The following is a 15,610-nucleotide window of genomic DNA, read 5'->3' on the forward strand; positions in this document are numbered from 1 at the left end:
AGATTGATATTTATAATTATTTTTAAAGATACCGCTCTCCTTCACTGCTTTACCATACATTTTTGGGCTTACATTGAGAGTTATTTTTCCTCCATCCCTTACTTATCTCTTCTTGAGAACTGATTTTTCTATGAGAGAATGATTTTGTTTGGCACTTTTTTGAATTTTATGGCATTGTTAATTAAAAACTGAAGCTGTATTTTTCAGTATAAAATGAAGATATGTTTTTAAAAACTTGTCTATTAAAGTTTATCATTGTAAATATTATTGAGAAAAATGTGATTTAGAAAATTTTTATAAAGTTATACGATTTATAAATAAAGTTATACACTTTAGGAAAAGTGTATAAAGAGAACAGAAATATTTGAGAAAAGCTTCATTTTTAAAACTTTTTTCATTTTATTATTTTATCATTAGAAAAAAGTGTGCACAAAAAGTAACAAAAATGATCGATTCTTCAAAACAAAAAGTTAAATCACATTATGCTGGTACGCGTCGTAAGAAGCCAGTTATTGAACATGAAGCTGTTTCCCATGATTCAGAAGAAAAAATACAAAATTCTGTAGAATCTCATGTCCAAGAAAAACAGAATATGCAAAATCAGGATCAAAGTATTTCTCGTACAAGTTGGCTTTTGTTGCCTCTTTCAGGGATTTTAGGGGGATTCATTGCTTTGGGAATTTTTGTGGGGCTTCAATGGTCGGGTTTGTTTTCTTCTCCTTTTGTGAACAATTCTGCTGAAGGAAAAAAAGTTTTACAGATTGTTGAAGCTACAAAAGGCCAAAGTGAAGAAACAAGAGAACAATTGGAGCAGGTACTTCAAGAGATTGATGCGTTAAAAACAGCGTTTTCTTCTGAGGAAAATTCTGTTAGAGGGGGAAAAGTTTTACAGATTGCTGAAGCTGCCAAAGACACAAGTGAAGAAACAAAAGAACAACTGGAGCAGGTATTTCAGGAGATCGATGCGTTAAAAACAGCGTTTTCTTCTTTTTCATCACAACAATTTCAAACAATCAGAAACGATGAACTCTTGCAAAAGGAAAGCAGAAGAGCTTTTGCGACTTTAGAGGAAAAAGTAAAAGCTCTTGAAGAGGCTGTACAAACTTTTGTTGGAGAGTCAAAAGAAATAGAAACGACTTTGTCTGTCGGGCAGAACAATGCACATGATCTTGCTTTATTAAAAAAACAGTTGGAGGCATTACAGAAAGAAATTTTTGTTAAAAATAATGAGAAAAAAGAAATAAATACAGCACTTTTTACAGCAATCAGCTCGTTAAAAAATGCTGTAGAGCGGGGTGGATCTTATAATAATGAATTAAAGCTGTTAGAGCAATTATCACCTTCGATTGATGGACTTGATGTGTTGCAAAAGACAGCTACTATAGGTCTTCCAAGTTCAGCACAACTCTCTGTTGATTTTGCACGTGTTGCTGATGCAATTGTTGGTACGCAAAATATGGTTACGTCAGATGCTGGTTTTTTTGACCGAATTTTAGCGTGGGTAAAAGGGCTTGTTGTTTCGCGACCAATTGGAAATGTTGAAGGGATGACGCTAGGGGCTATTACAGCACGCATGGAAGTTGCTATTCAAGCGGGTGATTATGAAAAGGCTTTGAGCGAATGGCGATCATTACCTCAAAATGCAAAAGATATTTCAAAGGATTTTGTTCAGCAGCTTGAAAGACATATTGCTGTTCAACAGTTGCTGCAGCAATTGCTGTTGTCTGTGCAACAAGGGTCTTTTAAGGCAACAAAGATGTAAATAGGCTCCAGATGATACGTGTTTTTATTTATACTTTTGTTGTTTGTGTCCTTGGATTAGCTTTTGGGTGGGTTGCTAATCACAATGGTATTTTTGTCCTCACATTTTTGAATTTCAGATTTTCTGCTTCATTGCTTACAGTGTTAAGTGTGCTGACTTTGCTTTTTGTAATGCTGGTGCTTTTGTGGTGGTTATTCTCTTTCTTTTTTTCCATACCAAGTGCTCTTTCCAATTATTTTTATAAACGCCATCGAAAGCGCGGTTATGAAGCTCTCTCAAAGGGGATTCTTGCAACTTTTGCTGGTGATGGTATGGTTGCGCAAAAAATGGAAACACAGGTTGCTAAATATCTTGCAGGCAAACAAGAGCCTTTGGTAAAACTCTTAAAAGCGCAAACCTTGTCTTTACAAAATAACTCTGTTCGGGCTATCGGTCTTTTTGAGGAGATGAGAAAGGAAGATCCAACAAAACTAGTTGGACTTTACGGTTTGTTTCGTGAGGCGATGAAGAGTAAAGCTTATGAAGCAGCGCAACAATATGCAGAAGAGGCGCTGACTTTATCGCCAGCGCTTGTATGGGCACATCAGGCGGTGCTTGATCGGTTGGGTGCTGAGGGTAAATGGGATCGGGCACTTACTGTTTTTGAAAGAGCACAAAAAATTCTCCCGCGTTCTGCGCGCGCGACTCCAGAGCGACAGCATATACAGGTTTTACTGTTAAGTGGGAAAGCTCTTCATCTATTTGATACACATCCAGTACAAGCACGTGAAGCTATTTTGAAAGCTCATAAATTAGCGCCTGATTTTGTTCCAATAACGATTATAGCTGCTGATATTCTCTATAAATTAAATGAAACGCGTAAAGCGGATAAAATGATTATAGCGGCTTGGCAAAAGGATCCTCATCCTGATTTGGGGACGCTTTATCTTGAAAGAGAAGAAGGAGCCATTGGGCGATTGAAAAGGGCTAAAGCACTTGCTTCTTATAATAAAGATACATTTGAGTCGGCTTTCCTTATTGCCAAAGCTGCTTTAGATGCTGGTGAAACGATATTAGCAAGAGAGCAGGCACAAAAAGCATTGCAGTATCATCCACGGGAAAGTGTTTATTTATTATTGGCAGATATTGAAGAAGCACAGGGAAACAATCAAGGTGCTGTGCGTCAATGGCTTTCCTTAGCTCTTCGTGCTGAACGTGATCCAGTATGGATGTGTGAGGGATCCATTTTTTCTTCTTGGTCAGCTGTTTCTCCAATCAGTGGACGTTTGGGGTGTTTTGAATGGAAAGCACCTCCCGCACCTCTCCGTGTACCTTCTCTTACATTAGAGGCGGTCAATATTGTGCCAAAAAAGCAAGATAAAAAGGATGTTGAGAAAAAAACTGAAGGGATTGAGGATAAGAAGCTTGAAGAATCAACATCTATAGACGATTCTTTTTTGCATAATATGCAGGTGGAAAAAAAAGATATAAAAGAACAAGATGCAAAAACATTCAGCCAAATTCATTTAAATGTTGATGATCCAGGGGTTAAAACAGAAGAAGAAAGTACGTCTTTATCGAGGAAAAAACTTCGTTTATTTTAAATTGCGTCGATAGGGGTAATTGGAATGTTTTCTCAGAAGAAACAATGAATGTAGAAGAAAAAATTTATCGTTAATTTTGTCCAATAAAATTATTCTCTTATGCTTGTATGCTTAAAAAATGAAGTTTTGCTTGTTTAGAGAGGTGGTTGGTTAAAAAATGTTTTTAAATAAGAGATGTCTTGATAAAAAGCAAAAAAATAGCAAACCAAGGATTGCAGTCGTTATTCATCGGTGGTCTCCCTATACTGGTCGTTTAGGAAAAATTTTACAAAAAAATGGTTTTGTTCTTGATGTTTATCGTCCTATTTTTGGACAAAAACTCCCTGATACATTAGAGTATTATGCCGGTGTTGTTATTTTAGGGGGACCGATGAGTGTGAATGACTGTGAGGCCTATATTGGTGAGGAAATTGATTGGATTTCGTTATCGCTAAAGGAAAATAAGCCTTTTTTGGGTATTTGTCTTGGAGCACAAATGTTAGCGCGAAATTTAGGGGCACGCGTTGGTACAAGAAGTGATGGGACAGTTGAAGCGGGCTGGTATCCACTCGAAGTGACCCCACAAGGAAAGGAATTGATGAATTGGCCAAAAATGGTCTATCATTTTCATGATGAAGGTATTTATGATTTACCAAAAGAGGCGATGCTTTTGGCAACAGGGCATACATATCCTACACAAGCTTTCCGTTATGGGAATAATGCATGGGGTTTACAATTTCATGCTGAATTTACGCGCGCTATGATGCGGCGTTTGGTTGCACGTTCAGCGCATAAATTGACTGAAAAAGGTGCCCAACCTGCTTGTGCACATTTAAAAGGGCGTTTGATTTATGATCGAGCTTTAAGCCAATGGTTTGAAGGTGCATTACGGCAGATCTTTTGTACATCTCCAGCACTTGTGTGAGGAGGTGGTTTTTAGTGGGCTCATGACCTTCATGTAAAATAGAGCGTCATTTGGTTGCAGAGTTAAAGGCTTGTTTTAAAGAAACATCTCTCAAAGCGCACCCGAGAACATTTTATGGCGTCGACCATGAATAGTATAATGATAAAGCCCCCATGGAATAATATAAAATCTATAGAGCACAACCATTTTTATACTTGTGAAGGAGTAAGGTAGCGCCATCACAAACTTTTCCAGCCCCTAATATTACGACAACCCTTGGTCTTTCTCGACAATTCATGAAAAGGCATTTTTGTTCTTTCTTACACCGTTGTACCTCTATGTCAGCTCCGCTTTTGGCGTGTAAGAAAATGATTTCTGATTAATTCAACCTAGAATAGGTTTGAAATAAGAGAATCTTACGATATTCGGGACTCTCAATTCAATATGAAAAACAGTGAGTTATCATTGTAAATCAATACTTTGCTATTGTCATTCTTATTGTACTGTAAAGTAATGTTGTTTAAGGCTAAAGATAGACAGCGCATGTAAAGCTTTACATATAAGGTATTTTTTGTTAAAAGGTGCAAAGGGTTTTCTTAAGAATTTTTTGCTTCTTGAGTGTATGGAGTGCTGTGCTTTAGGACGGTGAATTATGACCTCCATAACATGATCAGCAGATATAAGCTGGCTAGATTAAGAAGTTGGGTTGTTTGTAAACTTGTTGAATGTTTAAGAAACTTTATCCTTTTTAGGGTGGGGTGAAAATCAAAAGATAAAGAAAGTTTTAAAGTTGTCTACATCCTCTCAAATGCCATCATCACGAAAAAGTTTCTCTTTGCGCTATTTATTATGTGGACTGTTTTGTCTTGCTCTGATCCTCATTTATAGCGCTTTCTGGTTTTTTTTTCACATAAAATAGAAAATTATGTTTCTGATATATCTGCAAAAGCATCTTCCGGTAATATGACCGCGGTGTGTGAGAATGTGCGCAAGAATGGTTATCCTTTGCGTATCGGTGTTGTTTGTGACAAATTTCAATTTTCTTGGCCTTTATACGGGGTTTCTTTATCGACGGGGCGTTTGACGGCTGGTACACCAATTTATGCCCCTCATTTGGTCGAGTTTAATGTTGATTCTCCTGCATCAATTATTTTCTCTGGGAAAACCTCCATAGTATCCCATTGGCGTAAGTTGGTGATTGAAACAGAGCCTTATTCGAAAAAAAGTCAGACATTGAAGTTGATCGCTGAAGGGCTTGAATTCTCTCCTCTTGAGGATAAAAAACTTCAAGAAGCATTGGGGTTAAAAGCGACAGACAAAAAGGTGACACAACAAAATGTTGAAGATCCAGCTTTGTTGCAAGATACTCCTGATGGGGTTTCACAGCCATTGGAGCCAAAAGATGTCTCTCAAAAAATAACGACAGAATTTTTGCGTCTTGATCTTAAACGTGAAAAGAATCATTTTTCAGGAAATACGACTTTTGATGGTTTTGATGTTTCTCCAATTTTTATATCCTCTTCTGTTGAAATTCCGAAAATTGATGGCAATTTGGAATGGATTTTAAATGATGCCTCCCTTTTGTCTGAAAATGAAGGAAAAAATTGGAAACAGCGTCTGTATGGGAAAAGTGGTATTTTAAAGCATGGTAAATTGACTTTTCATACAGGTGGTGGGGTACATATTAGTGGACCTTTTTCTTTTGATGATGAAGGATATTTGTCAGCAACATTTGAACTTGTTTGTATACAGCATGTGAAGTTTCTTGAAGTTTTACAACATTTGTTTCCTGAAGAAACGGATAATTTTCAAGCGTTGTTTTTTATTTTGAGTGCACTCCCTAAAAATGCAGATGGCTCTCCCATTCTTACCTTAACGATTAGCCATGGCTGGGTAAGCTTAGGATTTTTAAAGCTTGGTCGTCTTGCTCCACTTTAGGTTTGAGAAGAAATTAGTAAGAATATCTGTATGGCGAGGTATTGTTTTATAATAAAGTGTTCACATGTTTTACATCTTGAATGTCGTAAGACTCTCCCATTTCAATCCTATCTATATTGAATCAAACAAAATCATTCCTTTGCACGTCACAAATGGGAAAATTATATAGGTTACTGATCAAGAAAGGGCTAAAATACTTCTTATAAACCGTCTCAATAGTTTAAAGGTATTGCCACATTAGGGGCTTGAAAAGTGTGTGATGGCGCCGCCTTACTTACTTCATAAGTATAAAAGATGATTGTGTTTAGTGGATTTACCATTATATCATTCACGAGCGCTGGCACGAAATGGATTTGGGCGCGCTTTGAAAGATGTCTCTTTAAAACAAGCTTATAAATCTGCTATGCAGTGGACTTTGTTTGGGGCGCTTTGTTTTACGTGAAAGTCGTAATTCTCCTAAAGAATGTGATAAACAAAAGTGTGGGGCAATCAAAAATCTCTATTATTAAAAAAAATATTGCTCTAGATATTTTGAAATCCGTAAAGCTGAATTAAAAAATGATAGTAAGGATGGGAACAGATTTATTTTAAAACTTTATGTTTTCCCTAAATTAGCTTGTCTACCTGTTTTAGAGATTACGCAAATAGAGATATGCATCTCTCTCTGCTCCAATTTAGCATATAAATAAAAGTTGATACAGCTCGTAAAGCTCTGAATCTTCTAATATTTGTCTAAAACATGCTGCTGCATTAGGATTGAATGTCAGTTTGCAAGCAGCAGAAAAAGCATGCGCTCTCTTAGGAAAAAGTAGACTTTTAAAATAAGGTGAATTGTTTTTTTACATAGGTGGTAGGGTGCGTATTAGTGGACTTTTTTATGAGGGAAAAAGCATATTGCGTATATCTTTTTGGGTAATCTCTAAAATAGGTAAAAAGTTTAGTTGGAGAAGAAGATGAAATCATGAAGGTAAAAATCGACATTCATTTTTACGGTTATTTTTTAATTTGATTATACGCTTTCCAAAACTATCTACAGCCATGTCTTTTAAATAATGGATGATGTGTGCTCTCTTATTTTTCTGTTCTTTAATGGAATCATATTTTCTACGTAAAATATATTTGATCACATATTCTTACATTTGTTAAAAAAAATATTTCTAGTGCTTATTATTTTATAAATGCCCCGTAAATGGTATAACGATAAGGTGCATTAAGCACTACCATTTTTATAACTTATGGTGTCATAAGCCAGCATCATCATACGATTACTATTTGTCAGCTCGTGTGTGTTGTGACAAGCTCTTCAGCCATTGAGACGGTTCATAAGAGGAATTTTAGACCTTTCTTTATCAGTAATCTATATGGTTTGCTCCATGCGCAACATACAAGGGGGAGAGGACTTTGATTGTTTTAATATAAACAGATTTGAAATGAGAGAAACTTGGGATACTGCACTTCTCTTTTAATAGAATAGGTAAAATGATAAAGTTATGATTGTAAATCAAGGCATTATATTTTTATTATGGAGGATATTTAATAGCAGAATTTGAATTTATTTTTGGTTCAATCCATAGGCATTTTTTACATTTTTATCATTTTTTCGAAACGCCTATTTAAGGGTAAAAATAGTTAAAAAAAACAATAATTTATTACGTATTTCTATCTAATTTTACGTGGTATAAAATCTACTGTCGAACTACATTGATATTGGTCATGGATGGATAGAACAGGGATAAAATCTTAGTCGTTTTGTCCTGTTTTTAAATCTGAAAGTTGATGTTTTTACGTTGAGAAATTAAGTGTTTAAGTCTATTCATGTTATCGTTTTGAAATTGTTATAAGTAATTCTGTTATGATAAGGAGCAGGATTTTTATTTTGGGTGCTGTATCTCAAAACGAACACTCCCGCTCCATCTTTACTGGTTTGCTCTGGTGGGATGGAACGGAAGTTTTTAACTGGATCGTTTTATATTCATTTTAAGTTTGAAAGCCAGTATTTTGCAGTTGAGAAATCAACCCTGCTGCAAAAGTAAAACGAGAAATATTGAGATCATTTTCAATAAGGGCACCAATACGATTTGTGACATCGTGAATATGATCTTCTTCTGTTTTTTTCCAAGTGGTAAAAGGATCTTCTTTTTTTCCATAATTTTTAAGAATTTTAATGACGATTTGCCGTAAGCTTTCGGAAATACTTTCTTTGGCTTGGCTTAAAGCCATACTGTCATAATAATCTACTACAGGAATGATACGACTTGCTTCGTTAATTCGGTTTATACGAATGATTTGCGCAAGTGAGAAATAGATCCCTGCGGTTTTAATAAGATCGCTGTTACTTTGTTTTGCAATTAAAGAAATGTCACAGATGATTGGAGCAGCTTCCAAGAGAGCTAATTGTTTTGCTAATGTTTTTGGAGCTCCTTCTTCACCGTAATGTCGTGCTTTTTCTTCAATCTTTTGCTTAATATCATTATCGTGAGAATGCATAAGCTCTTTTTCAATAACATTGCGGGCTTGTTTTATTGTTTTTACAATTTCTTCTAATGGACGTGAGAGATCCATGTTGTGTAACCCCCAACTTGTTGTTTCAAAGAGCATTGGGGTCATTACTGCGTAGAGTTTGTTTTGGACAAGACCGGGTATTTTATTATCAAGCTTATCAATTTGATCAGACAGGTGAGGAATTTCAAAACCATCACGGATGGCAATGAAAACGCGAATAATATTTTCAGTCTTTTGTTCTGTTGCATCGTGGAGTTGCTTAACAAAAGTAGGACCTCCACGATTGACAATATCGTTGGCAATCAGTGTTGCAATAATATTACGACGCAATTGGTGGTTAATGATTTCCTTTTCAAAATTTTCTTGAATTTGGGTTGGAAAATAATTCAACAAGGCTGCGTTGAAATAGTGATCATCAACAATGGGGCTATGAGCAATTTCTTCTTTGAGCGTTAATTTAGCATAGGCAAAAATAACGGCGAGTTCTGGACGGATAAGACCTTTGCCTTGGGTTATTCTTTGCCGTAAAATTTGCTCATCAGGGAGTACTTCAACTCTGCGATCTAAGAGCTTTTTTTGTTCCAAATCATGCATAAAGCGTATTTGATAGGGTAAATCAGCAGTGCTTTGGCTTTCTGCTAAAGAAAGAGCAAGGGGTTGTAGATAATTGTTGCGTAAGACGAGTTGTTCGACTTGAGGAGTCATTTTTTTCAAGAGTTTATTGCGTTCTTCGCGGGTGAGTGTTTTAGCACGAAGTGCTGATGCAAGAACAATTTTGAGATTCACCTCAATATCAGAACAATTCACACCGGCAGAATTGTCAATCGCATCCGTATTACAGCGACCACCATTTGATATATATTCAATCCGTCCACGCTGCGTAACACCAAGATTAGCCCCTTCGCCAATAATTTTTGCCCGTACTTGTTCTCCGGTAATGCGTATTGCATCATTTGCACGATCACCTACTTGGGCATCACTTTCTGTTGTGGCGCGGATGTAAGTACCAATGCCACCAAACCATAAAAGATCAACAGGGGCTTTGAGAAGAGCAGAGATAATTTCAAAGGGAGTTCCTGCTTGTTTTTCGAAACCAATGGCCTCTGCTGCTTCAGGGGAGAGCGTAATGGTTTTTTCTTTTCGTGAGAAAATACCACCGCCCTTTGATAACTTGCTTTGGTCGTAATCCTGCCAGCTTGAGCGAGGTAGTTTGAAAAGACGTGCACGCTCTGCATAGCTTTCCTCTATGTTCGGATCTGGATCAATAAAGATATCACGGTGATCAAAAGCGGCAACCAATTTTGTTTGTTTGGAAAGGAGCATTCCATTGCCAAAGACATCACCAGACATGTCGCCAACACCAACACAGGTGAAAGGCGTTGTTTGAATATCCTGATTAAATGATTCTCGGAAATGTCTTTTGACGGCTTCCCATGCACCTTTTGCTGTAATCCCAATTTCTTTGTGGTCATAACCTGCTGAGCCACCAGAGGCAAAAGCATCATCGAGCCAAAAATGGTTTGCTTGGCTGATGGCGTTGGCTGTGTCAGAAAAGGTCGCTGTTCCTTTGTCGGCTGCGACAACAAAATAGGGGTCAGGGTCATCATGACAGATGACATTGTGGGGCGCACTTATTTTGCCGTTAACCAGATTGTCTGTGATGGAGAGTAAAGCCGTTATAAAGTCCGTATAAGCTCGTCGTGCTGCTTCTATGATGACAGCACGATCATTTGTTTGAGGAAGGCGATGGGGATAGAATCCACCTTTTGCTCCTGCAGGAACAATAACTGCATTTTTAACTTGTTGGGCTTTGACTAAGCTAAGCACCTCAGTGCGATAATCGAGTGCGCGGTCAGACCACCGAATTCCGCCACGAGCGATAGGTCCAAAACGCAAATGGACTCCTTCAACTTCTGGGCCATAAACAAAAATTTCTCGATAAGGGCGTGGTTCAGGCAAACCTTCAATTTGGCGCGGATTTAATTTGGTGGCTAAAATACGCCTTGGATTGCCATCGCTAAGAGGTGTAAAGGCATTTGTTCGTAAACTCGCATCGATAAGGTTACAATACCGGCGCAAGATAAGATCATCATCTAAACCAGTTACTTTCCGTAATTTTTCTTCAATGCGCTTTTGAATAATCTGTTGGTTTTTTTCCCGTTCTTTTTTTGTATGGCTTTGATGAAATTTTAAATGAAATAAAGCATAAAGCTCTTTGGTAATGTCAGGATAAGCATTTAAAGTTTGGGCGACGCGGTCTTGCGAGTAAGGAATTCCAGCTTGTTGGAGATAGCGCCCGTAATGGCGCAGAATAACAATTTCATGCCAATCAAGCTCAGCTGTTTGGGTGAGCGCATTAAAGGCGTCATTATCAGCATTTTGTGCCCAAATAGCTTCAAAAGTTTCAGCAAGCTTTTGACCGTCTTTTTCAAAATCCAGACAAATTTGGAAAGTACTCTCTAGTTGCATATCATGAAGATATACAGATTGCCCGTTGCCATCTGGTAATTCAAGGGTTTGTTCAGCAATAACACGAAACCCCATATTTTCAAGCAGTGGGACACGTTTGGAAAGAGCAAGTGCTTCATGGCGGTGAAAAAGACGAAGAGAAATATTCTGTTTTTCTTTGTTTTGAGCGTGATAAAAGGTCACGAAAAGGGGGTTATCATCATGAAGACTGAGAATATGTCCGGCATCTTTAATGGCATCTTCCGTTGAGAATAAATCACGATAGCTGTTGGGAAATTTACTGGCTAGGCGGGTTTGTGGTTCTGTTGTTTTGTGGGTAAGAGCGATGGTCTGAATGCTATCTTCCCAACTTCGTGCGATTGAACGGACATGTTGTTCAAGTGTGGCGCGCTCGTGAAGTGGAACAGTTTCGTTTACTTTGCGATGAATAATGTAATAGACACGGATGAGAGTGCTTTCCAAAAATAGCGGATAGGATTCAAAAAAGTCGCCTTTGTAAAGTTCAACAAAATGTTCGCCAACTTTTTCACGGAGGCTGCTGCTGTAATGGTCACGTGGTACATAGACAAGAATAGAAATAAAGCGTCCAAAAGAATCAGTGTGGACGAGCACCCGCAAACGTGGACGTTCGTCGAGTTGTAGGATAAGTTTGGCATTTTCCGTTAGTGTATCAACATCAACACGAAACATTTCATCTCTTGGATAGGTTTCTAAAACACTGATAAGGGCTTTTCCTGAATAATCAGCGTGATTATGTCCAAGGCGTTGAATGATGGTTTGGGCTTTTTCTTTTAAGAAAGGAATTTGCAAAATAGAGCGCGTATAAGCTGAAGAGGTAAAAAGCCCTACAATGCGTAATTCTCCACAGAGCTGGTCTTCTTTATCAAAGATTTTAAGGCTAATATAATCGAGCCAAACAGAACGGTGAATTTTGGAGCGGCTGTTCGCTTTTGTCACAATAAACAGGTTGTCACTTTCCATAAAGGATAAGACTTCCTGGGGTGGTTCTTTCATACTTTCATCGTCAACAATATCAATGGAAGAATCCGCGAGTATACCAAGTTCAACGTTACTTGCTGTGAAAGATTTTATAGGTTTCTGATCTTTGACGAAGTTGTAAGTGCGCATGCCAAGGAAGATGAAATTATCATCTGTGAGCCAGTGAAGAAATTCAATAGCCCTTTCGCCTTCTTGTTTGTAACGTGAGGGAAGGCTTGTTTGATAGGCATGAATATGCTTTTCAACTTCTTTAAGCATAGGTTTCCAGTCTTTTACAGCAGCATTAACTTGCTTAAGAACTAAGGTGAGTTCATTTTCAAGTTTTTGTATCTGCTGTTTGTTTAAAGGCTCGATATGAATTTGCATCAGACTGATGCGTCTTCCAGAAGCAGTATCAAGAATAGGGTGTGCAATTAAATAAATATGGTTTTTGTGTTGATTGACGAGATTTAAAATAGAATCGAGAAGAAAGGGTTTATTATCATTGACAAGAGTGATAACGGTTATAGGTTTGTTATTGCGAGTCAAATTTTGTTCAAAACAGATGGTATTTTTTCCTGCTTGATGGAGATTAAAAGCTTTTACGGCGATGGCTGCGGCTTTTTGAAGTTCTTTATTTTCGTAATAAGCAATATCTTCTTTATCAGTTTGAGTAAAAAGAATTTTTTCTATTTTGTCTGGTGTGTTTTTTGTTTCTATTGTTTTTTGTTGTAACACATTTACTCTCCCTTTTGTTCTTAGAGGTCTTTCCTTGTCTTCACATTAAAAGAAGACCATTATAATTCTTTATACTGTAACACTTTCTCCCTAAAGAAAATAGCTCTTTATTTGAAAAGAATAACTTTGTTTTTGCTCTTTTTTAGTAATAATTTGCATTTTAAAGAAATATTTTGCATCAACAAAAGGGACTTTTTAGTATTTTTGTGTGTTAATAGTTTGTTTTTCTAAATATACGAAATGAAAGTAAAGAAAGAATTAGAAGTAAAGAGAGTATGACCCGTTTACCAGAAAGACTTTTAAATGGTTACCAAAACTTTATAAATAATCATTTTTTATATAAAACAGCACATTATCAGCAATTGGCGATTGAGGGACAGAAACCTGAAGTTTTGGTTATTGCTTGTTGTGATTCGCGTGCTGTCCCAGAAATGATTTTTGATGCTAAACCAGGGGAAATTTTTACCCTGCGCAACGTGGCAAATGTGGTTCCTCCTTTTTCTCCTGATAATCAATATCATGCAACATCAGCGGCTCTTGAATATGCTGTACAATTGCTTGAGGTGAAACATATTGTTGTTTTTGGGCATGCCCATTGTGGAGGCGTTCTTACAGCTCTTAAGGAGACGTGTAAATCTTTATCGTCCAATGATTTTATTGGTCAATGGATTAGTCTTTTAGCGCCAGCCGCAGAAATTGTTTTGAATAATAAGTCACTATCTTGGCCAGAAAAACAAATGGCTTTAGAGCAGCTTTCTATTCGACATTCGTTGAGAAATTTAGAGACGTTTCCGTGGATAAAGTTCCGAAAAGATCAAGGTATTTTAACATTGCATGGGGTTTGGTTTGATATCTCTAGCGGGAAATTATGGAATATGGAACAGGAAACAGGCTGCTTTATGTGTGTTGAAGTTGAAAGTTTTGAAGTGTAATATTTGCTGTTTTTATTTCTTCGTGTAAAAAGGCATTTTATGATAAAACTTGACAAAGCTGGGGTTTTATTGTTTGAAGGAGCAAGCTTTCAGTGACAAAATTAACTTGGAGCCACCGACTGAGACCCCAGTTTAAGGGTATAAATAGATCTCAGAGGTCAACATTCGACGGCGCGATGCGTTCTCGGATGCTCTTTTGGTTTGTTTGTTAGGCAATGATTTTGTTAAGCAACGATGAGGTAAATAATGTTTGAATCCTTGCAAGAACGACTTGGTTCTATCCTGTCTCATTTGACGGGGCGTGGCGCTTTGTCGGATCAGGATGTTGCAGAGGCGCTGCGTGAAATTCGGCGCGCTTTATTGGAAGCTGATGTTGCTCTTGATGTTGTTCGTTCTTTTACCGATAGGGTGCGAGAAAAAGCCGTTGGGGCTGAGATTGTTAAATCAATTAAACCAGGCCAAATGGTGGTTAAAATTGTTCATGATGAACTGGTTCGTATTCTTGGAAGTGAAAGTGTTCTGAGTGATTTGAATGCACCAGCGCCCGTTGTTATTATGATGATTGGTTTGCAAGGTTCCGGAAAAACAACCACAACAGCAAAGCTTGCAAAACGTTTCACTGATAAGCACAATAAAAAAGTTCTCATGGCGTCATTAGATACACGTCGTCCCGCTGCGCAGGAGCAATTGCGCCAATTGGGAGAACAAGCAAAACTTGCAACTTTGCCTATTATTGCAGGACAATTGCCCGTTGATATTGCATCACGTGCTGTGCAAGCTGCTAAATTGGGTGGTTATGATGTACTCCTTCTTGATACTGCAGGACGTAATCATATCGATGAAGCTCTGATGCTTGAATTAGCTGAAATTAAAACATGTTCTCTTCCTCACGAGATTATGTTGGTGGCTGATAGTTTGACGGGGCAAGATGCTGTTCATCTTGCGCGCTCTTTTGATGAGCGTGTAGGGATTACAGGGATTATTTTAACACGAATGGATAGTGATGGGCGTGGGGGGGCAGCTCTTTCCATGCGTGCTGTGACAGGCAAACCAATTAAAGCAATTGGAACTGGTGAAAAAATAGAGGCTTTGGAAGAGTTTCATCCCAGTCGTATTGCTGATCGTATTCTCGGAATGGGGGATATTGTTTCTTTGGTTGAAAAAGCTGCTGAAACAATGGATCATGAGAAAGCTGCTGCTTTTGCAAAAAAAATGCAGGCCGGAAAATTTGATCTGAATGATCTTGCAGAACAGTTGCAGAAAATGAAAAAACTCGGTGGAATGGGCGGTATTATGGGCATGTTGCCAGGATTGGGAAAGGTAAAAGAGCAGATTGCGGCGGCGGGTCTTGATGATCGTTTATTTAATCGTCAATTGGCTATTATTTCATCCATGACACCGCAAGAGCGTGCGAATCCAGAGCTTTTAAAACATAGCCGCAAACAACGAATTGCTAAGGGATCGGGGACAACAGCGGCTGATATTAATAAACTTTTGAAGATGTATCGCCAAATGGCTGATATGATGAAAGCCATGGGTGGTAAAGGAAAAAGTGGTTTGATGGGAAAAATGTTAGGAGGACTTGGGTCCAAAATGGGTTTTGGAGGGATGGGAGGTGCAGATTCTTCAGCTGTGCCTGATTTATCGGGATTGGATCTGAAGCAACTTTCAACGCTTCAAAAACAGATTGAAAATGAGCATGGAGGGAAGGTCTTGCCCGGACTTCCCGGACGTGATCCTACATTTCCTGGTCTTTCCAATGGCATTACCGATAGGGGAAAACTTCCTCAGCATTTTAAGAAAAAATAAGATGCAAAGAGGGAAA

7 protein-coding genes are annotated in these 15,610 nt (G+C 37.9%); 6 read left to right on the top strand and 1 reads right to left on the bottom strand.

Features of this window, described 5'->3' with window-relative positions:
* Positions 1-445: 445 nt before the first annotated feature.
* From PVV59_RS01050 to PVV59_RS01065, 4 genes are all read left to right on the top strand, one after another.
* Positions 446-1,762, top strand: a complete 1,317-nt coding sequence (locus PVV59_RS01050) for a COG4223 family protein (RefSeq protein WP_273754023.1) — start codon at positions 446-448, stop codon at positions 1,760-1,762.
* 11 nt (positions 1,763-1,773) lie between these two features.
* Positions 1,774-3,345 (top strand): heme biosynthesis protein HemY, encoded by a 1,572-nt coding sequence (locus PVV59_RS01055; protein WP_273754024.1) that lies wholly within the window; start codon positions 1,774-1,776, stop codon positions 3,343-3,345.
* 157 nt (positions 3,346-3,502) lie between these two features.
* Positions 3,503-4,249, top strand: a complete 747-nt coding sequence (locus PVV59_RS01060) for a glutamine amidotransferase (protein ID WP_273754025.1) — start codon at positions 3,503-3,505, stop codon at positions 4,247-4,249.
* A 942-nt stretch (positions 4,250-5,191) separates the two neighbouring features.
* On the top strand, positions 5,192-6,166 hold the full coding sequence (locus tag PVV59_RS01065; RefSeq protein ID WP_273754026.1) for a DUF2125 domain-containing protein: 975 nt from the start codon (positions 5,192-5,194) through the stop codon (positions 6,164-6,166).
* A gap of 1,977 nt (positions 6,167-8,143) precedes the next feature.
* On the opposite strand, the gene PVV59_RS01070 is transcribed toward PVV59_RS01065, so the two are convergent.
* On the bottom strand, positions 8,144-12,853 hold the full coding sequence (locus tag PVV59_RS01070; RefSeq protein ID WP_273754027.1) for an NAD-glutamate dehydrogenase: 4,710 nt from the start codon (positions 12,851-12,853) through the stop codon (positions 8,144-8,146).
* A gap of 275 nt (positions 12,854-13,128) precedes the next feature.
* On the opposite strand from PVV59_RS01070, the gene PVV59_RS01075 reads away from it, so the two are divergent.
* Together PVV59_RS01075 and ffh are read left to right on the top strand one after the other, a co-directional pair.
* Positions 13,129-13,785: a carbonic anhydrase gene (locus PVV59_RS01075; protein WP_273754028.1), complete on the top strand. Its 657-nt coding sequence runs from the start codon at positions 13,129-13,131 to the stop codon at positions 13,783-13,785.
* Between the two features lie 246 nt (positions 13,786-14,031).
* Positions 14,032-15,594: a signal recognition particle protein gene (gene ffh / locus PVV59_RS01080; RefSeq protein WP_273754029.1), complete on the top strand. Its 1,563-nt coding sequence runs from the start codon at positions 14,032-14,034 to the stop codon at positions 15,592-15,594.
* Positions 15,595-15,610 lie beyond the last annotated feature (16 nt).

The sequence above is a fragment of the Bartonella sp. MM73XJBT.G genome (assembly GCF_028618435.1).
In the GTDB taxonomy this organism is placed as follows: Bacteria; Pseudomonadota; Alphaproteobacteria; order Rhizobiales; family Rhizobiaceae; genus Bartonella.